Genomic DNA, 24,932 nt, shown 5'->3' on the forward strand with positions numbered 1-24,932 from the left:
ATGTGGTGGCCAGGGACTCTGATCGGAGCCGGAGCGGGTTTTGCAATTGCCAGCATTCCGGGGGCCATGCTTGGGGCATTGTTGGGGCAGGCGCTGGACCGGCGTCTGCAACTGCACAGCTGGGCACATGTGCGTGAGCGTCTGGGTGGACCCTCTGCGTTGCGCAACGATGAACTGTTGTTCGTGCTGTTGGGGCGCCTGGCGAAAAGTGACGGTCGGGTGGTGGATGGGCACATTCAGCAAGCACGCCAGGAAATGCGCTCGCTGGACATGAATGAAGCAGCACAGCGCAGGGCCATAGCGGCGTTCAACCGGGGCAAGTCGGGCAATGATCGTCTGCGCGGCTATCTGCGGCGCCTCAAAGCCCAGCCCCACGCTGCGGAAGGGGTGCTGCGTGCCTGCTGGCGCATGGTCTGGGCCGATGGCCGGGTAGGGCCGGCGGAGCGTGAACTGATCCAGCTCTGGGGCAAGTGGCTGGGCTGGACGTCGGAGCAGATCCAGGCCCTGGCACAGGAGTATGGTCCGGCAAGACGCGCGCTGGCCGAAGCGCCGTTGACCTATCAGGAGGCGCTACGCTTGCTGGGGGTCGCCGCCACCAGCGAGCCATCGCAGATCAAGCGCGCCTATCGACGACTGCTCAGCCGCCATCACCCGGACAAGATTGCCGGCAGTGGCGCCAGTACGGAGCAGATACGTGAGGCCACGGAAAAGACCCGGGAGCTGCACAGTGCCTATGCCCTGATCCGCCAGCGCCGGGACTTTCGCTGAGATCGATAAGCCTGGGCCGCGCCGCCGTCGTCGTTACTCAGGCGATGGCGGCCGGTGCCTTCAGCTGTCGGTCGGTTGTGGGTTCAGCCAGCCGCGGACTCGGCGGAACAATTGCTCTTGCTGGGCGGCAGCATTGCCCGGCACGGCCTTGAGCGGGATCTGGCTGAAGTTCGAATGCTTCAGGCGCTTGCTGGCCTGCAGCCGCTCCAGCGCGGCTTTCTGCGCGGCGCTCTTGTCGGCGTAGAAAAAGTCCGCAGTGGCCAATTTCAGGGTCGGTGTCAGTTCCGCCAGTTGGGGCTTGCCGTTGGCCGGTGCTTGAGCGGCCACCATCACCAGTTTTTGCACTTGCGAGGGCTGCTTCTCGCTCAGGTAACGGGCAGCCCAGTAGGCGCCCGTGCCGTGGCCCAGAAGCACGATGCTGCGCGCATTCTGTTGTTCGGCGAAGGCCAGGGCCGCGTCGATCCGGGTAAAGATACGCTCGGCATCGGCCTTGACCTGTTCCTCGGTACTTTCCGCGACGACACGGTCGGCCACGTCGGTGTCGCCGCCGGCCACCTGTTCGATGGGCTTGGCTTCAGTGCTGGCGTCCTTGGCGGTGTTGCTCTTGTCGGTGGGGGCTGGAGCCGCCTCGACTACCCGCGGCTGGGCCGCTTCGCTGAGCATGTCCGGCAGGGTCAGGCTCAGGCTGCCCCAGTCGGTGTCCGGCAATTTGTTGCGCAGTGGCGCCACGGCTTGCGGCCAGTCAGCGGTTTCACCGGCGCCGGGGAGGATAATCACCACGCCCTTGGGGTCGCTGGTGTTGGCCGGCTTCCACAGGGCCAGGAAGGTGTCACCGCCGGCTTGCAGTTGTTGCTGCTCCTGGGCCGGCAACTGACGTGCCAGGGCGCTGGCGTCTTCCTGGCTGCGCTCGGGCAGGGGTTGGCGTTGCGCCGGTTGTTCCTCGGGAGCCTTGGTTTCCGGAGCCGGATCGGCGGCTTGTGCAGAAAAGGTCCAGGGCAGGATCAGCGACAGGCACAATGCAGGCAGTGCCGAGCGGTGGACAAGGGGCATCGGATATTCCAGGCCAGAAGTAATTCCGGCAGCCTAATGGGTTGGTCAGTATTTGTCAGGGTGTGAGACTTCAGATGATGCTTTTTCGCTGCCTTTTGCTTATCGGCTGTGTCTGCCTTCCCTTGATAGGCTGGGCGGCGCCCACGTCTCCCGGGCCCATGGCGGCCTTGAGCCAGGAGCAGCGGCAATGGCTTGAGCAGCACCCGGAATTGCGCGTGGGGCTGGTGCTGCAGGCGCCCTTCGCTCAGTACGACCGGCGCCTGCAGCGCTTGTCCGGCGCCAACGTCGAACTGATGCAGGCGTTGGCCCAGGCGCTGAAGATCGAGCTCAGCTGGCGCAACTTCCCTGATCAGGCGCAACTGGAAAGAGCTTTGCGCGACGGCGAAGTGGACATGGCTCCGGGCCTGACCCAGACACCTGCCGGCCTGCGCCTGTGGCTGTTCAGCGACCCTTACATGCGCGTGCCGCAACTGGTGGTGGGGGAGCGCAAGGGGGCGGGCGCGGTCGAGCTGGAAAAGCTCGACAGCCAGGCCCGGGTCGCGGTGCGGATGCCCAGCGCGGTGGCCGACTACCTGCGTCAGACCTATCCCAATCTGAACCTGCAAGGGGTGCCCCTGGAGCGCCAGGCCCTGCAGTTGCTGCTGAGCCAACAGGCCCGTTATGCGGTAGTGGACGAGGCCCAGCTCAGTCGCCTGTCGGGGGAGGCGGAGTTCGCCGGGCTGGCGGTGGTGGGCGACATTGGCCTGCCGCAGCTGTTGCGGGTGGCGACCCGGCGCGACTGGCCGGAGCTGGCCAGCATCGTCGAAAGAGCCCTGCATGCGATTCCGGCCAAGGATCTGGAACAACTCCACAGTCGCTGGCTGCAGCCCAAGTACCCGCGGCTGGGGCAGTCCCCCGGCGTCTGGCAGAACCTCAGCCTGCTGTTGGTGATCCTGCTGTTGGCCAGCCTGGCGATCGTCTTCTGGCAGCGCCGTCAGCAACGCACCCTGGAGCAGCGGCTGTTGGCGGCTCGCGAGGACATCGCCCTGCGCGCCGCCAGCGAGGAAGCCCTGCGCCTGACGCAGTTTTCCATCGACCAGAGCACCGTGGGCATTCTCTGGGTCAACTGGGACAGCCACGTGCGCTACGCCAACCGCGCCGCCGAGGAGATGCTCGGCTATCCGGCGGGCGGGGTGATTGACCGGCCGTTGATCGATTTCGAACCCAACCTGCACATGGATCGTTGGCTCAACCTGTGGAAACGGGCCCGGGCCAGCGAGGAGGGCGTACAAAGCTTCGAGACGGAGTGTGTGCGCGCTGATGGCAGTATCCTGCCGGCGGACGTGTCATTGAGCTTCCTGCGCTTTCGCGACAGCGAGTACCTGGTGGTCTATCTCAACGACGTCACCGAGCGCCGGCGGGCCCTGGCGGCCCTGCGTGAAAGCGAAGCGCGCCTGCAGGGCATTGCCGCCAACGTTCCGGGCCTGGTGTTTCGCCTGGAACGGGCGCCGGTCACCGGGCAGATCGACTTTGCCTACATCAGCGAAGGCAGCGAAACCCTGGTGGGCTACCCACCGGCGGTACTGGCTCACCGGGACACCGGCCTGCGCAGCCTGGTGCACCCGGACGACAAGGCCAGCTACCACCAGACCCAGGACCAGGCCCTGGATACCGACAGCGACTGGTCCTGGCAGGGCCGCATCCTGACCCGTCAGGGCCAGCAGCGCTGGGCCGAGATCAAGGCCATTACCCGGCGCCTGGATGACGGCGCCTTCGTTTGGGACGGTATCGTCTGGGACATCAGCGAAAGCAAGCGCATCGAGCTGGAACTGGCCAGCTCCCGGGAGCAATTGCGCGAGCTGTCGGCGCACCTGGAGAGCGTGCGCGAGGAAGAAAAGGCCCGCATTGCCCGGGAAGTCCATGACGAACTGGGGCAGATGCTTACCGTGCTCAAGCTGGAAACGTCCATGTGCGAGCTGGCCTATGCCCAGCTCGACCCGGGCCTGCATGAGCGCCTCAACAGCATGAAGCGCCTGATTGCCCAGTTGTTCCAGCTGGTGCGAGACGTGGCCACCGCCCTGCGGCCGCCGATCCTCGATGCGGGCATTGCTTCGGCCATCGAATGGCAGGCCCGGCGGTTCGAGGCACGGACCCAGATTCCCTGCCTGGTGCAGGTGCCGGACAACCTGCCGCGTTTGAGCGACGCCAAGGCCATCGGCCTGTTCCGCATCCTCCAGGAGGCCCTGACCAATGTCATGCGTCATGCCCAGGCGCATACTGTGGAACTGTCCCTGACCCTGGAAGGCGCGGAACTGTGCATGAGCATCAGCGATGACGGTCTTGGTTTCGACACCGCTTCGGCACGGCCAACCTCCTTTGGGCTGGTGGGCATGCGCGAGCGGGTGCTGATCATGGGCGGCAGCCTGGTGCTGCAAAGCGAGCAGGGCGAAGGCACCACCTTGAGCGTCCGGGTGCCCCTGGATCCAGAACAATAACGAGGAGAAGCGCGTGATCCGTGTACTGGTAGCCGAAGACCACACCATTGTCCGCGAGGGCATCAAGCAGCTGATCGGATTGGCCAAGGATCTCACCGTGGTGGGGGAGGCGAGCAACGGCGAGCAACTGCTGGAAACCCTGCGCCAGGTGAGCTGCGAGGTGGTGCTGCTGGATATCTCCATGCCCGGGGTGAACGGTCTGGAGGCGATTCCGCGGATTCGCGCGCTGAACAACCCGCCGGCGATTCTGGTGCTGTCGATGCACGATGAGGCGCAGATGGCCGCCCGGGCGTTGAAGATCGGCGCTGCCGGCTACGCCACCAAGGACAGCGACCCGTCGCTGCTGCTGACCGCGATCCGCAAGGTGGCCTCGGGCGGGCGCTACATCGATCCGGATCTGGCGGACCGTATGGTCTTCGAAGTCGGTCTGACCGACGCCCGCCCCTTGCATTCGCTGCTGTCCGAGCGCGAATTCTCGGTCTTCGAACGCCTGGCCCAAGGGGCCAATGTCAACGACATCGCCCAGCAACTGGCGCTGAGCAGCAAGACCATCAGCACCCACAAGGCGCGGCTGATGCAAAAGCTCAACGTCACGTCCCTCGCTGAGCTGGTGAAGTACGCCATGGAGCACAAGCTGCTCTGACACCTGCTCCAGTGCTCTCTTCACCTCCCGGGGAGGGCACTTATCCATTTGCGACATCCCCGCCCTCAGGCTTTTGCCGTTTCTTGCCGCTTGCAGCGTGTCGCTGGCCACTGCCCTTACCCAATCCCGCCATCCTTGTAGGGCAATCCCTACAGACAACCTTCCAGGCGGCTGAGGCGAATCTCTCCTGAGCCCCGATTTGCGTGACCTGCGCGCTCCACTAGGCTTGCTCCACAGCCGTCTAAAACAAAAGGTGTGGGTATGAGCGAGGTCGTTTCAAGCGCTGGGGCCAACGATGTTCTGGTCAGTTTTCGTGGTGTGCAGAAGAGCTACGACGGCGAGAACCTGATCGTCAAAGACCTCAACCTGGAAATTCGCAAAGGCGAGTTCCTCACCCTGCTGGGGCCGTCCGGCTCCGGCAAGACCACCAGCCTGATGATGCTGGCCGGTTTCGAAACCCCGACCGCCGGCGAGATCCAGCTGGCCGGCCGCGCCATCAACAATGTGCCGCCGCACAAGCGCGACATCGGCATGGTGTTCCAGAACTACGCCCTGTTCCCGCACATGACCGTGGCCGAGAACCTCGGCTTTCCGCTGTCGGTGCGGGGCCTGGGCAAGACCGACATCAGCGAGCGGGTCAAGCGCGTGCTGAGCATGGTCCAGCTCGATGCCTTCGCCCAGCGCTATCCGGCGCAACTGTCCGGCGGCCAACAGCAGCGGGTGGCCCTGGCCCGCGCCCTGGTGTTCGAGCCGCAGCTGGTGCTGATGGACGAACCCCTCGGCGCCCTCGACAAGCAGTTGCGCGAACACATGCAGATGGAGATCAAGCACCTGCACCAGCGCCTGGGCGTGACCGTGGTCTACGTGACCCACGACCAGGGCGAAGCCCTGACCATGTCCGACCGGGTGGCGGTGTTCCATCAGGGCGAGATCCAGCAGATCGCTCCGCCGCGGACCCTCTACGAAGAACCGAAGAACACCTTCGTCGCCAACTTCATTGGCGAGAACAACCGTCTCAACGGCCGCCTGCACAGCCATAACGGCGAGCGCTGCGTGGTGGAGCTGGGGCGTGGCGAGAAAGTCGAAGCGCTGGCGGTGAACGTCGGCCGCATCGGCGAGCCTGTGACCCTGTCCATCCGGCCGGAGCGCGTGAGCCTCAACGGCTCCAGCGAAAGCTGCGTCAACCGCTTCTCCGGGAGGGTGGCGGAATTCATCTATCTGGGCGACCACGTCCGGGTGCGCCTGGAAGTCTGCGGCAAGAGCGACTTCTTCGTGAAACAGCCGATTGCCGAGCTCGATCCTGCGCTGGCAGTGGGTGACGTGGTGCCGCTTGGCTGGCAAGTCGAGCACGTTCGCGCGCTTGACCCGCTTCTAGAGGCGAATTGATCGCCCCCCTGCAACACCAACCTGCACGTGGAGAACACAATAAATGTTGAGATCCCTGAAATTCACCGCCCTGGCATTGGGCATGATGGGTGCGGCGCACGCCATGGCGGCGGGCCCGGACCTGACCGTGGTGTCCTTTGGCGGGGCGAACAAGGCGGCTCAGGTCAAAGCCTTCTACGCACCGTGGGAAGCAGCGGGCAACGGCAAGATCGTCGCTGGTGAATACAACGGCGAGATGGCCAAGATCAAGGCCATGGTCGATACCAAGAGCGTGTCCTGGGACCTGGTGGAAGTGGAATCCCCTGAACTGTCCCGTGGTTGCGACGAGGACATGTTCGAGCAACTGGACCCGGCGCTGTTCGGCAAGAGCGAGGATTACGTCAAGGGCGCTATCCAGCCGTGCGGCGTGGGCTTCTTCGTCTGGTCCACAGTGCTGGCCTACAACGCCGACAAGCTGAAAGCAGCCCCCAGCAGCTGGGCCGACTTCTGGGACACCAAGAAATTCCCGGGTAAACGCGGCCTGCGCAAGGGCGCCAAGTACACCCTGGAATTCGCCCTGATGGCCGACGGCGTCGCGCCCAAGGATGTGTACAAGGTGCTGGCCGGCAAGGACGGTCAGGATCGTGCCTTCAAGAAACTCGATGAGCTCAAGCCCAACATCCAGTGGTGGGAAGCTGGCGCCCAGCCGCCGCAGTACCTGGCTTCCGGCGACGTGGTCATGAGTTCGGCCTACAACGGCCGAATCGCCGCAGTGCAGAAGGAAAGCAACCTGAAAGTGGTGTGGAACGGCGGCATCTACGACTTCGACGCCTGGGCCATTCCAAAAGGCCTGGACAAGGCTCGCGCCGAAGCGGCGAAGAAGTTCATCGCCTACTCGGTCCAGCCGCAACAGCAGAAAACCTATTCGGAAAACATCGCCTACGGTCCTGCCAACACCCAGGCCGTGCCGCTGCTGGCCAAGGACATCCTCAAGGACATGCCGACCACCCCGGAAAACATCGCCAACCAGGTGCAGATCGACGTCAGCTTCTGGGCTGACAACGGCGAGCAGCTGGAACAGCGCTTCAACGCCTGGGCAGCCAAGTAACCACCCCCTGCCGTTGTAGGAGCGAGCTTGCTCGCGAAGGCGTCATCAGCATCAACCCTGATGTTGAAGGATGCCCTTCGATTTGCGGCCAAGCCCGCTCCTGCCGCCTGGTGGCTTGTATTCGAAAGATCGATTCGCGGAGTTTGTCATGACCATCACCGTTCCCCTGAACGCGGTCACCGGCCCGACCTTGAAGCAGCGGCTGGCCCGTGCCGAGCGGGTCAACCGCTGGAAGGCGCAGGCCTTGATCGCGCCCCTGGTGCTGTTTCTGTTGCTGGTGTTCCTGGTACCGATCGTGGCGCTGCTGTACAAGAGCGTCGGCAACCCGGAAGTGGTCGGCGGCATGCCGCGCACGGTGGCGGCCGTGAGTGCCTGGGACGGTCGTGGCCTGCCCGGCGAAGGGGCCTACAAGGCCTTGAGCGAAGACCTGGCGGACGCCCGCAAGAATCAGACCCTGGGCGACCTGTCCAAGCGCCTGAACATGGAACTGGCCGGCTACCGCAGCCTGCTGACCAAGACCGCCCGCGCCTTGCCGTTCAAGGCCGAGCCCGAATCCTATAAAGAAGCCATGGAAAGCCTGGACGAGCGCTGGGGCGACCCGGCCTATTGGCAGGCGATCCGTCGCAACACCAGCAGCCTGACCCCTTACTACCTGCTGGCGGCGGTGGACCATCGCATCGATGATCTGGGCGAACTGGCCCCGGCCACCCCGGACCAGGCCATCTACCTGGACATCTTCGCCCGGACCTTCTGGATGGGCCTGGTGATCACCGCCATCTGCCTGGCCCTGGCCTATCCCCTGGCGTACCTGCTGGCCAACCTGCCGGCACGCAAGAGCAACCTCTTGATGATCCTGGTACTGCTGCCGTTCTGGACCTCGATCCTGGTGCGGGTTGCGGCCTGGATCGTGCTGCTGCAATCCGGTGGCCTGATCAACAGCGCGCTGCTGGCCATGGGGGTGATCGACAAGCCCCTGGAGCTGGTGTTCAACCGCACCGGGGTCTACATCTCCATGGTGCACATCCTGCTGCCGTTCATGATCCTGCCGATCTACAGCGTGATGAAAGGCATCTCGCCCACCTACATGCGTGCGGCGATTTCCCTGGGTTGCCATCCGTTCGCCAGCTTCTGGCGGGTGTACTTCCCGCAGACTTACGCCGGGGTCGGCGCCGGTTGCCTGCTGGTGTTCATCCTGGCCATCGGCTACTACATCACCCCGGCATTGCTGGGCAGCCCGAACGATCAGATGGTCAGTTACTTCGTCGCCTTCTACACCAACACCAGCATCAACTGGGGCATGGCCACGGCCCTGGGCGGCCTGCTGTTGCTGGCGACCGTCGTGCTCTATCTGATCTACAGCTGGCTGGTGGGCGCCAGCCGCCTGCGCCTGAGCTAAGGAGAGAATCGAAATGCTGAGCCCCTACATGTCTCCCGTCGAACGGGTCTGGTTCTACAGCTTGCGGATTCTCTGCGGCTTGATCCTGTTGTTCCTGGTGTTGCCGGTGCTGGTGATCATCCCGCTGTCGTTCAACTCGGGCAGCTTCCTGGTGTACCCGTTGCAGGGGTTCTCGCTGCACTGGTATCAGGACTTCTTCGCCTCCGCCGAATGGATGCGGGCCCTGAAGAACAGCATCATCGTGGCCCCGGCCGCCACGCTGCTGGCCATGGTCTTCGGCACGCTCGCGGCCATCGGCCTGACCCGTGGCGACTTTCCCGGCAAGGCGCTGGTCATGGCCCTGGTGATTTCGCCGATGGTGGTGCCGGTGGTGATCATCGGTGTCGCCAGCTACCTGTTCTTCGCGCCGCTGGGCATGGGCAACAGTTTCTTCTCGCTGATCATCGTGCATGCGGTGCTCGGGGTGCCTTTCGTGATCATCACCGTGTCGGCGACCCTGCAGGGCTTCAACCATAATCTGGTGCGCGCCGCGGCGAGCCTCGGGGCTTCGCCCTTGACCACCTTCCGCCGGGTGACCTTGCCGTTGATCGCGCCCGGGGTCATCAGTGGCGCGCTGTTCGCCTTTGCCACCTCGTTCGACGAGGTGGTGGTGACCCTGTTCCTGGCCGGTCCGGAGCAAGCGACCCTGCCACGGCAGATGTTCAGCGGCATCCGTGAAAACCTCAGCCCGACCATTGCCGCGGCGGCGACGCTGCTGATCGCCTTTTCGGTGATTCTGCTGCTGACCCTGGAATGGCTGCGCGGACGCAGCGAGAAGCTGCGCACCGCCCAGGTGTAGACCCTTCGCTTTCCTCGCCCGGGCCACTGACTGTGCTCCCGGGCGAGGGGCAGCAGGGCATTCGTCCGCTGAATAGGCGACAACCGATAATCCACGTCTACGCTTGTGCCAGCTTCCACCTTCTATATAAGAGGCTGCGCACATGAGTATTTCCTCTTTCAAGATCGCTCATAAGCTGCTCACCGGCAGTACCGCCATCGAGCAACTGGCTGCTGAACTGACCCGCCTGGATGTCGACAATCCGCTGATCGTCACTGATGCCGCGCTGCTCGAGTCGGGCACGGTGGCGCTGGCGTTGGCCCATCTGGGGGAGCGCGATTACGAGATCTTCGACCGGGTGCTGCCCGATCCGGAAATCGCCATCGTCGAAGACTGCATGCAGGTTTACCGCGAAGGCGGGCATGACGGTCTGATCGGGCTGGGGGGCGGCAGCGCCATCGACATTGCCAAGAGTGTCGCGGCCTATGCCGGCTATCACGGCGCCCTGGAAGACCTGTTCGGCATCGATCAGGTGCCGCGCAAGGGGCCGCCGCTGATCGCCATCCCCACCACCGCCGGCACCGGTTCGGAAGTCACCAACGTGGCGATACTGTCCGACAGGGCCGCGCAACTGAAGAAGGGCATTGTCAGCGACTACCTGTTGCCGGACGTGGCCCTGGTCAGTCCGCAGATGACCCTGACCTGCCCCCGCAGCGTGACCGCCGCCAGTGGCGTCGATGCCCTGGTACACGCGATTGAAGCCTATCTGTCGCTGAGTGCCTCCGCGATCACGGATGCCCTGGCCATAGGCGCCATCAAGCTGATCGTCAAGGCACTGCCCAAGGCCTTTGCCAATCCGGCCAACCTGCAGGCCCGGGAGAATATGGCCACCGCCAGCCTGATGGCGGGCATGGCCTTCGGCAATGCCGGGGTGGGGGCGGTGCATGCGATGGCCTATCCCCTGGGTGGCCGTTTCCATATGTCCCACGGGGTCAGCAATGCCTTGCTGCTGCCCTATGTCATGACCTGGAACAAGATGGCCTGTGTCGAGCGTATGCAGGATATCGCCGACGCCATGGGGGTGCAGACCGCGCACTTGAGTGCCGGCGAGGCCGCCGATCGGGCCGTGGAGGCGATGACCGCCCTGTGCGCCGCGGTGGAGATTCCCAGTGGCTTGCGCAGCTTTGGCGTGCCCGAGGAGGCAATTCCCGCCATGGCCGTGGAGGCCGCGGGGATCGAGCGTCTGATGCGCAACAATCCGCGCAAGCTGAGCCCCGCCGATATCGAGAAGATCTATCGCGCGGCTTACTGAACATCGCGGTTACGGTGTGCGCCCCAAAGCATGAGGTATACAATGCGCGCCATCGTGATTCCGCTCAAAAAAGGTGCGTCATGCAGCCCTTCGCTATTGCTCCGTCGATTCTCTCCGCCGACTTCGCCCGTCTGGGCGAGGAAGTGGACAATGTCCTGGCCGCTGGTGCCGATATCGTCCACTTCGATGTCATGGACAACCACTATGTGCCGAACCTGACCATCGGCCCGATGGTCTGCTCGGCGCTGCGCAAGTACGGGATCACCGCGCCGATCGATGCGCACCTGATGGTGACCCCGGTGGACCGCATCATCGGCGACTTCATCGAGGCGGGCGCGACCTACATCACCTTTCACCCGGAAGCCACCCTGCACGTGGATCGCTCCCTGCAGATGATCCGCGAAGGCGGTTGCAAGGCGGGCCTGGTGTTCAACCCGGCAACCCCGCTGGACGTGCTCAAGTACGTGATGGACAAGGTCGACATGGTGCTGCTGATGAGCGTCAACCCGGGTTTCGGCGGGCAGAAGTTCATTCCTGGGACCCTCGACAAGCTGCGTGAGGCACGGGCCCTGATCGATGCCTCCGGCCGTGATATCCGCCTGGAGATCGACGGTGGGGTGAACGTCGGCAACATCCGTGAGATCGCCGCAGCAGGCGCTGACACCTTTGTTGCCGGCTCGGCGATCTTCAATGCGCCGAACTACCGGGAAGTCATCGAGAAGATGCGCGCCGAACTGGCGCTGGCGCGCTCATGAGCGCATTTGAGCAGCTGTTCCCGGGGCGTCTGCCGCGGCTGGTGATGTTCGACCTGGATGGCACTCTGGTCGATTCGGTGCCGGACCTCGCGGCCGCCGTGGATCAGATGCTGCTCAAGCTGGGGCGCAAGCCTGCGGGTATCGACGCGGTGCGCGAGTGGGTCGGCAATGGCGCGCCGATGCTGGTGCGCCGGGCCCTGGCCAACAGCCTGGAGGCCCAGGACGTCGACGATGTCGAGGCCGAGCACGCTCTTGAGCTGTTCAATGCGGCCTATGAGGACAGTCATGAGCTGACCGTGGTCTATCCCGGCGTGCGCGAAACCCTCAAGTGGCTGCACAAGCAGGGCGTGGAAATGGCCCTGATCACCAACAAGCCCGAGCGTTTCGTCGCCCCCTTGCTGGATCAGATGAAGATCGGCCGGTATTTCCGCTGGATCATCGGTGGCGACACCCTGCCGCAGAAGAAGCCGGACCCGGCGGCGCTGTTCTTCGTGATGAAGATGGCCAGCGTGCCGGCCTCGCAGTCGCTATTCGTCGGCGACTCGCGCAGTGACGTGCTGGCGGCCAAGGCCGCGGGGGTCAAGTGCGTGGCGCTGAGCTACGGCTATAACCATGGTCGGCCGATTGCCGAGGAATCCCCGGCGCTGGTGATCGACAACCTGCGGGCGCTGATCCCCGGTTGCTTAGAACCTGCCGCTGAGATAACGTTGCCCGACGCTGTTCCATCCCCTTCTGGAAATTCCATCGTGGTGGTCACTCGCAAACTCTGGATGAAAGTCATCAAGGCCTTGGCCCGTTGGCGTTGGCGCGCCTGATTTTTGTCTGGCCGGCCCTGCCGGCGTGTTTGCATACCTGACTGTTAGACCCTCAAGCCACGAGGCATCCCATGATTCGCGAAGAATTCCTGCGTTTGGCCGCAGCCGGTTACAACCGTATCCCGCTGGCCTGCGAAACCCTTGCCGACTTCGACACGCCGCTGTCGATCTACCTGAAACTGGCCGATCAGCCCAACTCCTACTTGCTGGAGTCGGTGCAGGGCGGCGAGAAGTGGGGGCGCTATTCGATCATTGGCCTGCCGTGCCGCACCGTATTGCGTGTGCAGGGGCACCGGGTCAGCGTGACCCATGACGGGGTCGAGATCGAAAGCCATGAAGTGGCCGATCCACTGGCCTTCGTCGAGGAATTCAAAGCCCGCTACAACGTACCGACCATCGCCGGCCTGCCGCGTTTCAACGGCGGCCTGGTGGGGTACTTCGGTTATGACTGCGTGCGTTATGTCGAGCCGCGCTTGGGCCAGTGCCCGAATCCGGATCCGATCGGCGTGCCGGATATCCTGCTGATGGTTTCCGACGCAGTGGTGGTGTTCGACAACCTGGCGGGCAAGATGCACGCCATCGTGCTGGCCGATCCGAGCCAGGACAATGCGTTCGAAGCCGGCCAGGCGCGTCTGCAGGAGTTGCTGGCACAGCTGCGCCAGCCGATCACCCCACGCCCCGGGCTGGATTTCAGCAAGCAGTCGGCGGCGGAGCCGGTGTTCCGCTCCAGCTTCACCCAGGGCGACTATGAGCGCGCGGTGGACACTATCAAGGAGTACATCCTGGCCGGTGACTGCATGCAGGTGGTGCCGTCCCAGCGCATGTCCATCGATTTTTCGGCCGCGCCCATCGACCTGTACCGGGCGCTGCGCTGCTTCAACCCGACGCCTTACATGTACTTCTTCAACTTCGGTGACTTCCATGTCGTGGGCAGTTCGCCGGAGGTGCTGGTGCGGGTCGAGGACAACCTGATTACCGTGCGGCCGATTGCCGGCACCCGTCCGCGGGGCGCAACCGAGGAAGCCGACCTGGCCCTGGAACAGGACCTGCTGTCGGACGACAAGGAAATTGCCGAGCACCTGATGCTGATCGACCTGGGACGCAACGACACCGGTCGCGTATCCGAAATCGGTAGCGTGAAGCTCACCGAGAAGATGGTCATCGAGCGTTATTCCAACGTGATGCACATCGTCTCCAACGTCACCGGTCAATTGAAGGCCGGGCTGACAGCGATGGATGCCCTGCGGGCGATCCTGCCGGCGGGGACGTTGTCCGGGGCGCCGAAGATCCGGGCCATGGAAATCATCGACGAACTGGAACCGGTCAAGCGCGGCATCTACGGCGGCGCCGTGGGTTACTTCGCCTGGAACGGCAACATGGACACCGCGATTGCCATTCGCACCGCGGTGATCAAGAACGGTGAGCTGCATGTACAGGCCGGCGGCGGGATTGTTGCCGACTCGGTGCCGACCCTGGAGTGGGAAGAGACGCTGAACAAGCGTCGCGCAATGTTCCGTGCCGTGGCACTGGCTGAACAAACCCCCGCATCCAAGGCTTGAGGAGTTTCCACTATGTTGCTGATGATCGATAACTACGACTCCTTCACCTATAACGTCGTCCAGTACCTGGGCGAGTTGGGTGCCGAGGTCAAGGTGGTGCGCAATGACGAGCTGACCGTGGCTGAAATCGAGGCGCTCAAGCCTGAGCGCATCGTGGTTTCGCCCGGTCCTTGCACACCCACCGAAGCCGGTATCTCCATCGAGGCGATCAAGCATTTCGCCGGCAAGCTGCCGATTCTCGGCGTGTGCCTGGGTCACCAGTCCATCGGCCAGGCCTTTGGCGGCCAGGTGGTACGTGCCCGGCAAGTGATGCACGGCAAGACCAGCCCGGTGTTCCATCGTGACCTGGGGGTATTCAGCGGCCTGAACCTGCCGCTGACGGTGACCCGCTACCACTCGCTGGTGGTCAAGCGGGACAGCCTGCCCGACTGCCTCGAAGTCACTGCCTGGACTCAACTGGAAGACGGTTCCGTCGACGAGATCATGGGGCTGCGCCACAAGACATTGAATATCGAGGGTGTGCAATTTCACCCCGAGTCTATTCTCACCGAGCAGGGCCACGAGCTGTTCGCCAACTTCCTCAAACAGAGCGGCGGCACGCGCTAAGGACTTTTCATGGATATCAAGACTGCCCTGAGCCGTATTGTCGGCCATCTGGACCTGAGCACCGACGAGATGCGCGATGTGATGCGCGAGATCATGACCGGTCAATGCACCGATGCGCAGATTGGCGCCTTCATGATGGCCATGCGCATGAAAAGCGAAAGCATCGACGAAATCGTCGGCGCGGTGTCGGTGATGCGCGAGTTGGCGGACAAGGTCGAGCTCAAGACCCTCGACGGTGTGGTGGATGTGGTAGGCACCGGCGGTGACGGTGCGAACATCTTCAACGTGTCCACGGCTTCTTCTTTTGTGGTGGCGGCGGCCGGCTGCACGGTCGCCAAGCATGGCAATCGCGCGGTGTCCGGCAAGAGCGGCAGTGCCGACCTGCTGGAGTCGGCCGGGGTCTACCTGAACCTGACGCCGGTCCAGGTGGCTCGCTGCATCGACAACGTCGGTATCGGCTTCATGTTTGCCCAGTCTCATCACGGCGCCATGAAATATGCCGCTGGCCCGCGTCGCGACCTTGGTCTGCGCACCCTGTTCAACATGCTTGGCCCGCTTACGAATCCGGCCGGTGTGAAACATCAGGTGGTGGGCGTATTCACCCAGGCGCTGTGCCGGCCATTGGCCGAGGTTTTGCAGCGCCTGGGCAGCAAGCATGTGCTGGTGGTGCACTCCCAGGATGGCCTGGACGAGTTCAGCCTGGCTGCACCGACCTATGTGGCCGAGCTGAAGAATGACCAGATTACCGAGTACTGGGTGCAGCCCGAGGACCTGGGCATGAAGAGCCAGAGTCTGTTTGGCCTGGTGGTGGAGAGCCCGGCGGCGTCCCTGGAGCTGATTCGCGATGCCCTGGGACGACGCAAGACCGAGCATGGCCAGAAGGCCGCCGAAATGATTGTGCTCAATGCCGGTGCGGCGCTGTATGCCGCGGATCATGCCAGCAGCCTGAAAGAGGGCGTGGCCCTGGCTCACGATGCCTTGCACACGGGCCTGGCCCGGGAAAAGCTTGAGGAACTGGGCGCCTTTACCGCGGTGTTCAAGCAGGAGAATGAAGGATGAGTGTGCCGACTGTTCTGGAAAAGATCCTCGCCCGCAAGGTGCAGGAGGTTGCCGAGCGTAGCGCGCGTGTCAGCCTGGCCGAGCTGGAAACCCTGGCGCGAGCCGCCGATGCCCCGCGTGGCTTCGCCAAGGCTCTGCAGGAGCAGGCCAAGCTCAAGCAACCGGCGGTGATCGCCGAGATCAAGAAGGCATCCCCCAGCAAAGGTGTGATCCGCGAGAACTTTGTGCCGGCGGACATTGCCAGGAGTTATGAGAAGGGCGGCGCCACCTGCCTGTCGGTGCTCACCGACGTCGACTTTTTCCAGGGCGCCGATGCTTACCTGCAACAGGCTCGGGCTGCCAGCAAGTTGCCGGTTATCCGCAAGGATTTCATGATCGATCCCTATCAGATCGTCGAAGCCCGTGCCCTGGGGGCCGACTGTGTGCTGCTGATCGTGGCCGCGCTGGATGACGCGCGAATGGCCGAGCTGGCCGCTGTGGCCAAAGGCGTTGGCCTGGATGTGCTGGTGGAAGTGCACGATGGCGATGAGCTGGAGCGGGCACTGAAAACCCTCGACACGCCGTTGGTGGGGATCAACAACCGCAACCTGCACACCTTCGATGTCGACCTGGAAACCACCCTCGACCTGCTGCCGCGGATTCCCCGCGACCGCCTGGTGATTACCGAGAGTGGCATTCTCAATCGTGCCGATGTTGAGCTGATGGAAATCAGCAACGTCTATTCGTTCCTGGTGGGCGAGGCGTTCATGCGCGCCGAGAGTCCGGGCAGCGAGCTGCAACGCCTGTTCTTCCCTGAGCGCGGCGTCCCGGTCAGCGGTTCGACCCTGGACTGAACCTGAAACACTGAACAAGCCGGCGATGCCGGCTTTTTCATATCCACTGCCAAGGACTTTCCCTGTCATGACTCAACCCCTTGCCTTGACCGTCGAAGCCGGCCTGCAGGCCGAGCAGGATCTGCTGGCTCAGGTGTGTGCCACAGAGCAGGAGTTTGGCCTGCTGTTCTGGCAACCCAGTGACCGGGCGCTGGTGATGCCGCGGCGCCTGAGCCGCCTGCCCGGATTCGAGCAGGCTTGCCAGGTGTCGGCTGTCAATGGCTGGCCGGTGTTGCTGCGGGAAACCGGTGGCGAGCCGGTGCCGCAGTCGGCGGCCACGGTGAACATTGCGCTGGTCTACGCGCCGCCGCGTAGCGAGGGGGATCAGGGGCGGATTGAAACGGCCTATCGACGCTTGTGCCAACCGATTTGCGACCTGCTCACTGAGCTGGGAGGCAATCCGTCGTTGGGAGAGGTGGACGGTGCCTTTTGCGATGGGCGCTTCAACGTCAATCTGGACGGTCGCAAACTGGTCGGCACTGCCCAGCGCTGGCGTCAGAGCAAGGGCGGGCAGCGGCCGGTGGGGCTGGTACACGGAGCCTTGTTGCTGGATAACGAGCGCGCCTCAATGGTAGAAGCGGTCAATAGCTTCAATCAGGCCTGTGGACTGGAGCAGCGTTGCCGGGCCGAAAGCCATATCGCCTTGCATGAGGCTTTTGCCGCCCCCGATGCCATCGGCCGGCTGGACAGTCTCTACCGCGAGATGCTCAAGGGCTTTCTGCCGGGTTAGCGGGTGCCGAACACCACCATGGTCTTGCCTTTGACGTGAACCAGATTGCGTTCTTCCAGGTCCTTGAGGACGCGGCCGACCATCTCCCGTGAACAGCCGACGATCCGGCCGATCTCCTGGCGGGTGATCTTGATCTGCATGCCGTCCGGATGGGTCATGGCATCCGGTTGCTTGCACAGCTCCAGCAAGCAGCGGGCAACCCGTCCGGTCACATCGAAGAACGCCAGATCGCCGACCTTGCGCGTGGTGTTGCGCAGGCGCTGGGCGATCTGTCCGCTCAGCACGTACAGAATGTCCGGATCGATCTGCGACAGCTCTCGGAACTTGGCATAGCTGATTTCCGCCACTTCACATTCCACCTTGGCGCGCACCCAGGCGCTGCGTTGCTGCTCCTGCCCGGCCTCTTCGAACAGCCCCAGCTCGCCGAAGAAGTCCCCAGCGTTGAGGTAGGCAATGATCATCTCCCGGCCGTCGTCGTCTTCGATGAGGATGGTCACCGACCCCTTGATGATGAAGTACAGGCTGTCGGACACGTCGCCGGCGCAGATGATGTTGCTCTTGGCCTGGTACCGGCGGCGTTGACAGTGCATCAGCAACTTGTCGAGATTTTTGATCCTGGAGGTGGGGGCAATAGCAACCATGGTTGTATCCCGAAAAGACTGCACGGTATGAGGTGTTTGTTATGGGGCGAACAGCGAAGCTGTTTGACGCTGGCGATGCGCCATTCATTTGGCGTCAGCTTAACAGACACATCCTAAGCGGATTTAAGATTTTTCTTGGTAAGGATCGGCAATAGGCCTGCAGCGGGCAAAGCGCGGCCCGAGCAAAACCCTGTGCTAAGCTGGCGACCCTTTTTTAGCAGTGGAGTCTTGGCGATGAAGGCACGCATCCAATGGGCTGGCGAAGCCATGTTCCTCGGTGAGTCGGGCAGCGGTCATGTCGTGGTGATGGACGGCCCACCAGAAGCCGGTGGACGTAATCTGGGTGTTCGCCCCATGGAAATGCTCCTGTTGGGCGTGGGCGGTTGCAGCAACTTCGATGTGGTCAGCATTCTGAAGAAGTCGCGCCAGGCCGTGGAAAGTTGCGAGGCCTTCCTCGACGCCGAACGCGCGACCGAAGATCCCAAGGTCTTCACCAAGATTCACATGCACTTCGTGGTCAAGGGGCGGGGCTTGAAGGAAGCCCAGGTCAAGCGCGCTATCGAGCTGTCGGCCGAGAAATACTGCTCGGCCTCGATCATGCTCGGCGCCGCTGGCGTGGCCATCACTCACGATTACGAAATCGTCGAGCTCGGCTGATTGGCGTCGATTGTTTCGGGCAAAGCAAAGGGCGCTCATGGAGCGCCCTTTTTTGTCAGCGGCAGTAGCGGGGTCAGATCCGGTAGGTGCTTTTGGTCATGACCTTGGCCAACAGGCTCATGCCGAACTTGACCGGTGCCGGGAAGCGAAAGCCGCCGGCTTCAAGGGCAGTTTCGGCGTGGTGTTCTTCGTCGATCCGCATCTGCTCGAGAATGGCTCGGGACTTTTCGTCCTCGGCCGGGAGCTGTTCCAGGTGCTCGTTCAGGTGTTTGCAGACCTGATCTTCAGTGGCAGCGACGAAACCCAGGCTGACCTTGTCGCTGATCAGGCCGGCCGCTGCGCCGATGCCGAACGACAGGCCGTAGAACAATGGATTGAGCACACTGGGATGGCTGCCCAGCTGACGGATGCGCTGTTCGCACCAGGCCAGGTGGTCGATCTCTTCTTCGGCGGCATGCTCCATGGCCTGGCGTACCTGGGGCAGCTTGGCGGTCAGCGCCTGGCCCTGGTACAGCGCCTGGGCACAGACTTCCCCGGTGTGGTTGATGCGCATCAGGCCGGCAACGTGCCGGGTGTCCTCGTCACTCATCTGCGCTTCCGGCTGCACGATGGCCGGCGACGGGCGATAAGGTTGGCCACTGAACGGCAACAGCGTGCGCATGGCCATATCGGCCTGCAGCAGCAGGCGGTCAATCGGCGAGTAGTGACGTTGGGTAGTCATGCTTATCTCCGGGAAGAATCACGGCGGCCAGTTTACTCCAATCGATGGGGCGAAAACTGCGCTGGATCAGCGCACCCTCGTCGCAGACCGGACGAGAGGGCGCCGTGCAGGGGGCGTGGGTGGGGCAGGGGCAATCAGCCCGGAGGCCAGTTCATCTGACGTTGACCCAGCACATGCATGTGAATGTGGTAGACGGTCTGTCCGCCGAGCTCATTGCAGTTCATCACCACCCGGAAGCCGTCTTCACAGCCTTGTTCCTTGGCCAGTCGCTGGGCGGTGAACAGAATATGTCCGGCCAGGGCCTTGTCGTCCTCGGTGAGGTCGTTGAGGGTGCGGATGGGCTTTTTCGGAATCACCAGGAAGTGCACCGGCGCTTGCGGGGCGATGTCGTGGAAGGCCAGAACCTGGTCGTCCTCGTAGATAATCTTCGCGGGTATTTCTCTGTTGATGATCTTGGTGAACAGAGTATCCACAGCTGTTTCTCCATTGGGTTGGTCCGGGCTGAGTGTACTCAGGCTCATCCTGTGCGCCCAGCCCGGCATCTAACGTGGGCAATAGGCCCGATTGACGTAACCGACGATCTTGCGGGTCAGCCAGCGCGAGCCGAGGCGGCTGCTGAAAGCCATCCAGCGGTTCAGGCGGCCGGGAATGATGATGGCGCGGTTCTTCTCCAGCGCGCGGACCGCGTACAGGGCCACTTCCTCGGGGCTCATGAGCAGTTTGCTGTCGTTGAGCCTTTGAGTGTCCATTTGTGCCGTGCGGAAAAAGCCCGTGCGAGTCGGGCCGGGGCACAGCACCGAGACCTTGACGGCGCATTTCTTCAGTTCTTCGCGCAGGCCTTCGGAGAAGTGCAGGACATAGGCCTTGCTGGCGTAGTAGGTGCTCATCCACGGGCCCGGATAGAAGGCGGCTACCGAGGCGACGTTGAGAATCTGTCCGCCGCCCAGCAGCGCCATGCTGTTGCCCAGGGCATGACACAGGCGGGTCAGGGCGAGGATGTTGACCTCGATCAGGTCCTGTTCGGTCATCCAGTCCTGGGCCAGGAAGGGGCCGCAGGTGCCGATGCCGGCGCAGTTGACCAGCAGATCGATCTGACGCTCGCCTTCCTCCAGTTCCAGCAGGAAGCCGGACAGGCGCAAGGGCTCCCCCAGGTCGCAGGCGCGAAACAGCACTTCGACACCAAAACGTTGGGTCAACTCCAGGGCGATGCTTTCCAGCTGATCACGCTGGCGGGCCACCAGAAGCAGGTTGCGCCCACGCCGGGCCAGTGCTTCGGCCAGGGCCAGGCCTATGCCGCTGGAAGCGCCGGTGATCAGAGCGTAACGGGTCATGCATTTCTCCATCGCAACGGCCGGTCGCCTGCGACAGGAAGGGTCGCAGGCTCGGACGCGTTTATTCTTGCTCGGATTCTACAGGGGCCGCGGCGCTGTCGGCGGGTTCAGCATCTTCGTCAACGCTGCCGGAGTCGACGCTTTCGCTGTAGCTGGTTTCGCTGTAGCGATCTTCCAGAGAACTCAGGCCACCGGCCACCATGCCAACGATCAATGCCACGATCAGTACCACCCACATCCACGACAGGACCTTGACCGCAGTGGTATTGGGCGGTGGTGGGGCGCCGTAGCGGTTGGCGACGTTGCTGCCCGGGCTGACCATCAGCACCAGGGGGAAGATGCTGCCGACGATTGGCACGAAGTTCAGCAGCCACAGCCAGCCGGACCAGCCCAGGTCATGCAGGCGCTGCACGCTGATCTGGATGCTGACGACGATGAAACCGATGAACACCACGATGCCGCCGACGATCCCCACTCCAGTGAGGAGCGTGGAGTTGAGCACAGCAGCGGAAAGAATGCCGAAGAACGCACCGACTCCGACCACGGCCAGCATCGCGACCGTCAGGACCAGGGTCCAGGCCAGGTAGCGCAGGCGACCGATGCGGCCTTCGAAGCTGAAGACATTGAGTGTGGCGTATTGCGGCAGAGCTTCGCCGACCGTGGCTTGGGGAGGCGCGTAGGGCGACTCGCTGATCGGCGCCGGGCTCGGGGCATGGGTGACTGCGTCCAGGTTCAGGTCCAGTGCCTGTTCAGCTTCGATACGGGCGTCGATCCCGGCGTTTTTCAGGGCTTCCAGGTAGCGCTGGGCATCCGCTTGGGTCAGATCGCGTTTGAGCTCTACCCGTTGGCCGCTGAACAGACGCTCCACTGCGGCAGCATCGCTTTTGAACAGTTCGGCCAGGTTCAGTTGGGCGGTGGACTTCTCGACGCCGGGCAGCAGCGCGCCGTCGAAAACAATCTTGTAGCGAGTTTCGCTCATGGGGGGCATCCCTGTCTTTTGAAAAGAAGGCTTACATAAAAGGCGGCTAGTTTAAGGCCAGCGCCCCCCCGCTGGCCAAAAAACAATGAGAACGGGTTAACGTGGCCAGCGATTGCCCAACTGCGCGGCGCGTGCCTGGGCGGCCTGGTATTCGCTGTCCAGGCGGGCGATCAATTGATCGACGCTGGGCAGGTCGTCGATTTCGCCTACGCCTTGGCCGGCCGACCAAACGGTTTTCCAGGCCTTGGCCTCGTCGCTGATGGGCTTGAGCTTGGAACCGAAGTTGATTTCACCCTTGCCCTGCAGGGCAGCCAGGTCGAAACCGGCATTCTCCAGGCTTTGGCGCATGAAACTGGCGGGCACCCCGGACACGGCGGCGGTGTGCACGATGTCCGCAGCGCGGGAGCTGAGCAGCATCTCCTTGTAGGCGTCCGGTGCATGACTTTCGCGGGTGCCGATAAAGCGTGTACCCAGATACGCCAGGTCGGCACCGAGCAATTGAGCGGCGAGAATCTCGTGGCCGCGGTTCAGGCAGCCGGCCAGCAGCAGGGTCTTGTCGAAGAACTGACGGATTTCGGCGATGAGGGCGAAGGGGCTCCAGGTGCCAGCATGGCCGCCGGCCCCTGCGGCGACGGCGATCAGTCCATCGACTCCGGCTTCTGCGGCTTTCTCCGCGTGCCGGCGCGTGGTCACGTCATGGAACACCAGGCCGCCGTAGCTGTGTACGGCGTCCACGACCTCCTTGACCGCTCCCAGGCTGGTGATGACGATCGGCACCTGGTGTTCGATGCAGATCTGCAGGTCCGCCTGCAGGCGCGGATTGCTGTTGTGCACGATCAGGTTCACCGCGTAGGGGGCAGGGTTCTCCAATTTGTCCAGCCCCGCCTCGATCTCTTCGAGCCAGGCCTTGAAGCCACTGCTTTCGCGCTGGTTCAGGGCCGGGAAGCTGCCGACCACGCCATTGCGACAGCAGGCCAGGACCAGTTCGGGGTTGGAGATCAGGAACATCGGCGCCGCCACCAGGGGCAGGCGCAGGTGTTGCTCGAGCAGAACGGGCAGTGACATTGGAGTACCCCCAGGCAAGTGACTAGTCAGTGTTAGAACGGCCTGACAACGACCAAAATTACGATAGCCAGCAATAGCAGAACCGGTACTTCATTGAACCAGCGATAAAAGACATGGCTGCGGGTGTTCTCGCCACGGGCGAAGCGTTTCACTTGAGCGCCGCACATGTGGTGATAGCCGATCAGGATCACCACCAGGGTCAGCTTGGCGTGCATCCAGCCGCCCTGGCCGAAGTAGGCGCTGGGGTTGAGACTGATCAGCCAGATGCCGAAGATCAGCGCCGCGATCATCGCCGGGCCCATGATGAAGCGGTACAGCTTGCGCTCCATCAGGCAGAAGCGCTCGCGGCTGACGCTGTCTTCGCTTTGGGCGTGATAGACGAACAGGCGTGGCAGGTAGAACAGGCCGGCAAACCAGCAGACCACGCTGACGATATGAAAGGCTTTGAGCCATAGATAGAGCATTTTTAGTTATTCCCAGATTCACGGTGGCGAAGATAGTAGAGGGTAGAGCGGCCGCACGTCACCTTGACGGTTGTCGCAGGGGCGCGCCGCCCCTATTATCGGCAGCTTTCCAGTGGGTTCGTTGAGGGCAGGTTTATGGTCAAGGTCGGTATCGTCGGCGGCACGGGTTACACCGGTGTCGAACTGCTGCGTCTGTTGGCACAGCATCCGCAAGCGCGAGTGGAGGTCATCACTTCGCGATCCGAAGCCGGCCTGGCCGTCGCCGACATGTATCCGAACCTGCGCGGTCACTATGACGGCCTGGCCTTCAGCGTGCCGGACATCAAGACCCTGGGGGCTTGCGATGTGGTGTTCTTCGCCACGCCTCACGGGGTAGCCCATGCCCTGGCCGGGGAGTTGCTGGCGGCGGGAACCAAGGTCATCGACCTGTCGGCGGACTTCCGTTTGCAGGATGCCGATGAGTGGGCCAAGTGGTACGGCCAGCCACACGGCGCTCCCGAACTGCTGGATGAGGCGGTCTACGGCTTGCCGGAAGTCAACCGCGAGCAGATCAAGAAGGCTCGGCTGATCGCTGTTCCGGGCTGCTATCCAACCGCTACCCAGCTGGGCTTCCTGCCGCTGCTTGAAGCGGGGCTGGCTGATGCGTCGCGTCTGATCGCCGACTGCAAGTCGGGTGTCAGCGGCGCCGGCCGTGGCGCCAGCGTGGGTTCGCTGTACTCGGAAACCTCTGAGAGCATGAAGGCCTACGCGGTCAAAGGGCATCGTCACTTGCCGGAAATCCGCCAGGGCTTGCGTCGGGCGGCGGGCAAGGATGTAGGTCTGACCTTCGTTCCGCATTTGACGCCGATGATTCGCGGTATTCACTCCACGCTCTACTCGACGGTGGTTGACCGTTCGGTTGATTTGCAGGCGTTGTTCGAGAAGCGCTATGCCAACGAACCCTTTGTCGATGTGATGCCAGCGGGCAGTCATCCTGAAACCCGTAGCGTGCGTGGTGCCAACGTGTGCCGGATCGCGGTGCATCGTCCGCAGGACGGTGATCTGGTGGTGGTGCTGTCGGTCATCGACAACCTGGTCAAGGGCGCTTCGGGCCAGGCGGTGCAAAACCTCAACATCCTCTTTGGCCTGGATGAGCGTCTGGGGCTGTCCCACGCGGGCATGCTGCCTTAAGGCCGTTTTAGCGTTGAACACAAAGGCCCGTCTGACGGGCCTTTGTGCGTTATGCGGGTAGCTTTACGACTATTGATATACCGTAACAATAGTTGACCGCTTTTCTAGGAGAAGCGGATAATGCGCGTCATTACGCAGTATGGCGGCTTAACGCCGGGAGATAGTCAGCATGAGCGTTGAATCCTTCACCCCCACGGCTTTGCAATTCACTCAAGGTGCAGCGCACAAGGTGAAGACCCTGGTCGACGAAGAGGGTAATGATCGCTTGAAGCTGCGCGTATTCGTTACGGGCGGCGGTTGTTCGGGGTTTCAGTACGGTTTCACTTTTGATGAGGAAGTGGCCGAGGATGACACCATCGTTGAGCGCGAGGGTGTGAGCCTGGTGGTGGACCCCATGAGTTTCCAGTACTTGGCCGGTGCTGAGGTGGACTACCAGGAAGGCCTGGAAGGTTCGCGTTTCGTGATCAAAAACCCCAATGCCACCACTACCTGTGGTTGCGGGTCATCGTTTTCGATCTGATCGATCGCTCAAAGCCATTCGCCTAGCGCCGCAGGGTCTGATGATCCTGCGGCGT

The 24,932-nt window shown here is 62.8% G+C and carries 26 protein-coding genes; 18 read left to right on the forward strand and 8 right to left on the reverse strand.

What is annotated here, in order from left to right; translation table 11 throughout:
• On the forward strand, positions 1 to 768 hold the full coding sequence (locus tag L1O02_RS02975) for a TerB family tellurite resistance protein (RefSeq protein WP_108545151.1): 768 nt from the start codon (positions 1 to 3) through the stop codon (positions 766 to 768).
• A 60-nt stretch (positions 769 to 828) separates the two neighbouring features.
• Here L1O02_RS02975 and L1O02_RS02980 read toward each other — a convergent pair whose 3' ends face one another.
• Positions 829 to 1,818 (reverse strand): alpha/beta hydrolase family protein, encoded by a 990-nt coding sequence (locus L1O02_RS02980; protein WP_108545152.1) that lies wholly within the window; start codon positions 1,816 to 1,818, stop codon positions 829 to 831.
• Positions 1,819 to 1,892: 74 nt separating this feature from the next.
• On the opposite strand from L1O02_RS02980, the gene L1O02_RS02985 reads away from it, so the two are divergent.
• From L1O02_RS02985 to L1O02_RS03050, 14 genes are all read left to right on the forward strand, one after another.
• On the forward strand, positions 1,893 to 4,292 hold the full coding sequence (locus L1O02_RS02985; RefSeq protein WP_060841366.1) for a sensor histidine kinase: 2,400 nt from the start codon (positions 1,893 to 1,895) through the stop codon (positions 4,290 to 4,292).
• A 13-nt stretch (positions 4,293 to 4,305) separates the two neighbouring features.
• Positions 4,306 to 4,935: a response regulator transcription factor gene (locus L1O02_RS02990; protein ID WP_060841365.1), complete on the forward strand. Its 630-nt coding sequence runs from the start codon at positions 4,306 to 4,308 to the stop codon at positions 4,933 to 4,935.
• 261 nt (positions 4,936 to 5,196) lie between these two features.
• Positions 5,197 to 6,321, forward strand: a complete 1,125-nt coding sequence (locus L1O02_RS02995) for an ABC transporter ATP-binding protein (RefSeq protein ID WP_060841364.1) — start codon at positions 5,197 to 5,199, stop codon at positions 6,319 to 6,321.
• 43 nt (positions 6,322 to 6,364) lie between these two features.
• The gene (locus tag L1O02_RS03000; RefSeq protein WP_060841363.1) at positions 6,365 to 7,408 is read left to right on the forward strand and encodes an ABC transporter substrate-binding protein; all 1,044 of its coding nucleotides are present in this window, start codon (positions 6,365 to 6,367) and stop codon (positions 7,406 to 7,408) included.
• A 148-nt stretch (positions 7,409 to 7,556) separates the two neighbouring features.
• Positions 7,557 to 8,804 carry an ABC transporter permease gene (locus L1O02_RS03005; protein ID WP_060841362.1) on the forward strand — a complete coding sequence of 416 codons (1,248 nt, stop codon included), beginning with the start codon at positions 7,557 to 7,559 and terminating at the stop codon, positions 8,802 to 8,804.
• Between the two features lie 13 nt (positions 8,805 to 8,817).
• On the forward strand, positions 8,818 to 9,642 hold the full coding sequence (locus tag L1O02_RS03010) for an ABC transporter permease (protein WP_016963813.1): 825 nt from the start codon (positions 8,818 to 8,820) through the stop codon (positions 9,640 to 9,642).
• Between the two features lie 142 nt (positions 9,643 to 9,784).
• The gene (locus L1O02_RS03015) at positions 9,785 to 10,933 is read left to right on the forward strand and encodes an iron-containing alcohol dehydrogenase (RefSeq protein WP_108545153.1); all 1,149 of its coding nucleotides are present in this window, start codon (positions 9,785 to 9,787) and stop codon (positions 10,931 to 10,933) included.
• Between the two features lie 80 nt (positions 10,934 to 11,013).
• Positions 11,014 to 11,688 carry a ribulose-phosphate 3-epimerase gene (gene rpe, locus L1O02_RS03020; RefSeq protein ID WP_060841360.1) on the forward strand — a complete coding sequence of 225 codons (675 nt, stop codon included), beginning with the start codon at positions 11,014 to 11,016 and terminating at the stop codon, positions 11,686 to 11,688.
• Positions 11,685 to 12,503: a phosphoglycolate phosphatase gene (locus tag L1O02_RS03025; protein ID WP_060841359.1), complete on the forward strand. Its 819-nt coding sequence runs from the start codon at positions 11,685 to 11,687 to the stop codon at positions 12,501 to 12,503. The genes rpe and L1O02_RS03025 overlap by 4 nt, the downstream gene beginning before the upstream one ends.
• 71 nt (positions 12,504 to 12,574) lie before the next feature.
• The gene (gene trpE, locus L1O02_RS03030; RefSeq protein ID WP_108545154.1) at positions 12,575 to 14,062 is read left to right on the forward strand and encodes an anthranilate synthase component I; all 1,488 of its coding nucleotides are present in this window, start codon (positions 12,575 to 12,577) and stop codon (positions 14,060 to 14,062) included.
• A 12-nt stretch (positions 14,063 to 14,074) separates the two neighbouring features.
• Positions 14,075 to 14,668, forward strand: coding sequence for an aminodeoxychorismate/anthranilate synthase component II (locus tag L1O02_RS03035; RefSeq protein WP_060841357.1), 594 nt, complete (start codon positions 14,075 to 14,077; stop codon positions 14,666 to 14,668).
• 9 nt (positions 14,669 to 14,677) lie between these two features.
• Positions 14,678 to 15,727, forward strand: a complete 1,050-nt coding sequence (gene trpD, locus L1O02_RS03040; protein ID WP_016963746.1) for an anthranilate phosphoribosyltransferase — start codon at positions 14,678 to 14,680, stop codon at positions 15,725 to 15,727.
• Positions 15,724 to 16,560 carry an indole-3-glycerol phosphate synthase TrpC gene (gene trpC / locus L1O02_RS03045; protein WP_060841356.1) on the forward strand — a complete coding sequence of 279 codons (837 nt, stop codon included), beginning with the start codon at positions 15,724 to 15,726 and terminating at the stop codon, positions 16,558 to 16,560. The genes trpD and trpC overlap by 4 nt, the downstream gene beginning before the upstream one ends.
• Positions 16,561 to 16,627: 67 nt before the next feature.
• Complete coding sequence (locus L1O02_RS03050; protein WP_108545155.1) at positions 16,628 to 17,329, forward strand: lipoate--protein ligase family protein; 702 nt, start codon at positions 16,628 to 16,630, stop codon at positions 17,327 to 17,329.
• On the opposite strand, the gene crp is transcribed toward L1O02_RS03050, so the two are convergent.
• Entirely contained in the window at positions 17,326 to 17,970 is a 645-nt protein-coding gene (gene crp, locus L1O02_RS03055; RefSeq protein WP_060841354.1) for a cAMP-activated global transcriptional regulator CRP, read from the reverse strand. The two genes, L1O02_RS03050 and crp, sit on opposite strands and share 4 nt — an antisense overlap.
• A gap of 234 nt (positions 17,971 to 18,204) precedes the next feature.
• On the opposite strand from crp, the gene L1O02_RS03060 reads away from it, so the two are divergent.
• On the forward strand, positions 18,205 to 18,627 hold the full coding sequence (locus L1O02_RS03060) for an OsmC family protein (RefSeq protein ID WP_009045862.1): 423 nt from the start codon (positions 18,205 to 18,207) through the stop codon (positions 18,625 to 18,627).
• A gap of 73 nt (positions 18,628 to 18,700) precedes the next feature.
• Here the strand turns inward: L1O02_RS03060 and coq7 are convergent, their stop codons facing one another.
• The 6 genes from coq7 to hemJ form a co-directional block, all read right to left on the reverse strand.
• Positions 18,701 to 19,348: a 2-polyprenyl-3-methyl-6-methoxy-1,4-benzoquinone monooxygenase gene (coq7, locus tag L1O02_RS03065; RefSeq protein WP_011063796.1), complete on the reverse strand. Its 648-nt coding sequence runs from the start codon at positions 19,346 to 19,348 to the stop codon at positions 18,701 to 18,703.
• Between the two features lie 134 nt (positions 19,349 to 19,482).
• Positions 19,483 to 19,821: a histidine triad nucleotide-binding protein gene (locus L1O02_RS03070; RefSeq protein WP_016963742.1), complete on the reverse strand. Its 339-nt coding sequence runs from the start codon at positions 19,819 to 19,821 to the stop codon at positions 19,483 to 19,485.
• Between the two features lie 69 nt (positions 19,822 to 19,890).
• A complete protein-coding gene (locus L1O02_RS03075; protein WP_060844779.1) occupies positions 19,891 to 20,679 on the reverse strand; it encodes an SDR family oxidoreductase in 789 nt (262 codons plus the stop codon).
• 61 nt (positions 20,680 to 20,740) lie between these two features.
• Positions 20,741 to 21,658: a DUF805 domain-containing protein gene (locus L1O02_RS03080; protein WP_060841352.1), complete on the reverse strand. Its 918-nt coding sequence runs from the start codon at positions 21,656 to 21,658 to the stop codon at positions 20,741 to 20,743.
• Positions 21,659 to 21,754: 96 nt separating this feature from the next.
• Entirely contained in the window at positions 21,755 to 22,723 is a 969-nt protein-coding gene (locus tag L1O02_RS03085; protein WP_060841351.1) for a nitronate monooxygenase family protein, read from the reverse strand.
• 32 nt (positions 22,724 to 22,755) lie between these two features.
• Entirely contained in the window at positions 22,756 to 23,187 is a 432-nt protein-coding gene (gene hemJ / locus L1O02_RS03090) for a protoporphyrinogen oxidase HemJ (protein WP_060841350.1), read from the reverse strand.
• A gap of 135 nt (positions 23,188 to 23,322) precedes the next feature.
• On the opposite strand from hemJ, the gene argC reads away from it, so the two are divergent.
• Entirely contained in the window at positions 23,323 to 24,357 is a 1,035-nt protein-coding gene (gene argC / locus L1O02_RS03095) for an N-acetyl-gamma-glutamyl-phosphate reductase (RefSeq protein ID WP_108545156.1), read from the forward strand.
• 169 nt (positions 24,358 to 24,526) lie between these two features.
• Complete coding sequence (gene erpA, locus L1O02_RS03100; RefSeq protein ID WP_011063789.1) at positions 24,527 to 24,877, forward strand: iron-sulfur cluster insertion protein ErpA; 351 nt, start codon at positions 24,527 to 24,529, stop codon at positions 24,875 to 24,877.
• The last annotated feature ends 55 nt before the right edge of the window (positions 24,878 to 24,932 follow it).

The organism is Pseudomonas sp. BC42 (assembly GCF_021560055.1).
In the GTDB taxonomy this organism is placed as follows: Bacteria; Pseudomonadota; Gammaproteobacteria; order Pseudomonadales; family Pseudomonadaceae; genus Aquipseudomonas.

Excerpts from the sequence above, each read along its gene's own strand:
- erpA (WP_011063789.1), top strand. The coding sequence starts at position 24,527 with ATGAGCGTTGAATCCTTCACCCCCACGGCTTTGCAATTCACTCAAGGT.
- L1O02_RS03050 (WP_108545155.1), top strand. The coding sequence starts at position 16,628 with ATGACTCAACCCCTTGCCTTGACCGTCGAAGCCGGCCTGCAGGCCGAG.
- L1O02_RS03005 (WP_060841362.1), top strand. The coding sequence starts at position 7,557 with ATGACCATCACCGTTCCCCTGAACGCGGTCACCGGCCCGACCTTGAAG.
- L1O02_RS02995 (WP_060841364.1), top strand. The coding sequence starts at position 5,197 with ATGAGCGAGGTCGTTTCAAGCGCTGGGGCCAACGATGTTCTGGTCAGT.
- L1O02_RS02985 (WP_060841366.1), top strand. The coding sequence starts at position 1,893 with ATGATGCTTTTTCGCTGCCTTTTGCTTATCGGCTGTGTCTGCCTTCCC.
- L1O02_RS03025 (WP_060841359.1), top strand. The coding sequence starts at position 11,685 with ATGAGCGCATTTGAGCAGCTGTTCCCGGGGCGTCTGCCGCGGCTGGTG.
- L1O02_RS03075 (WP_060844779.1), bottom strand. The coding sequence starts at position 20,679 with ATGACCCGTTACGCTCTGATCACCGGCGCTTCCAGCGGCATAGGCCTG.
- coq7 (WP_011063796.1), bottom strand. The coding sequence starts at position 19,348 with ATGACTACCCAACGTCACTACTCGCCGATTGACCGCCTGCTGCTGCAG.
- rpe (WP_060841360.1), top strand. The coding sequence starts at position 11,014 with ATGCAGCCCTTCGCTATTGCTCCGTCGATTCTCTCCGCCGACTTCGCC.
- L1O02_RS03080 (WP_060841352.1), bottom strand. The coding sequence starts at position 21,658 with ATGAGCGAAACTCGCTACAAGATTGTTTTCGACGGCGCGCTGCTGCCC.
- L1O02_RS03060 (WP_009045862.1), top strand. The coding sequence starts at position 18,205 with ATGAAGGCACGCATCCAATGGGCTGGCGAAGCCATGTTCCTCGGTGAG.
- L1O02_RS02975 (WP_108545151.1), top strand. The coding sequence starts at position 1 with ATGTGGTGGCCAGGGACTCTGATCGGAGCCGGAGCGGGTTTTGCAATT.
- L1O02_RS03035 (WP_060841357.1), top strand. The coding sequence starts at position 14,075 with ATGTTGCTGATGATCGATAACTACGACTCCTTCACCTATAACGTCGTC.
- L1O02_RS03085 (WP_060841351.1), bottom strand. The coding sequence starts at position 22,723 with ATGTCACTGCCCGTTCTGCTCGAGCAACACCTGCGCCTGCCCCTGGTG.
- L1O02_RS03010 (WP_016963813.1), top strand. The coding sequence starts at position 8,818 with ATGCTGAGCCCCTACATGTCTCCCGTCGAACGGGTCTGGTTCTACAGC.
- crp (WP_060841354.1), bottom strand. The coding sequence starts at position 17,970 with ATGGTTGCTATTGCCCCCACCTCCAGGATCAAAAATCTCGACAAGTTG.
- trpC (WP_060841356.1), top strand. The coding sequence starts at position 15,724 with ATGAGTGTGCCGACTGTTCTGGAAAAGATCCTCGCCCGCAAGGTGCAG.
- trpE (WP_108545154.1), top strand. The coding sequence starts at position 12,575 with ATGATTCGCGAAGAATTCCTGCGTTTGGCCGCAGCCGGTTACAACCGT.
- L1O02_RS03000 (WP_060841363.1), top strand. The coding sequence starts at position 6,365 with ATGTTGAGATCCCTGAAATTCACCGCCCTGGCATTGGGCATGATGGGT.
- hemJ (WP_060841350.1), bottom strand. The coding sequence starts at position 23,187 with ATGCTCTATCTATGGCTCAAAGCCTTTCATATCGTCAGCGTGGTCTGC.
- L1O02_RS02980 (WP_108545152.1), bottom strand. The coding sequence starts at position 1,818 with ATGCCCCTTGTCCACCGCTCGGCACTGCCTGCATTGTGCCTGTCGCTG.
- L1O02_RS03015 (WP_108545153.1), top strand. The coding sequence starts at position 9,785 with ATGAGTATTTCCTCTTTCAAGATCGCTCATAAGCTGCTCACCGGCAGT.
- argC (WP_108545156.1), top strand. The coding sequence starts at position 23,323 with ATGGTCAAGGTCGGTATCGTCGGCGGCACGGGTTACACCGGTGTCGAA.
- trpD (WP_016963746.1), top strand. The coding sequence starts at position 14,678 with ATGGATATCAAGACTGCCCTGAGCCGTATTGTCGGCCATCTGGACCTG.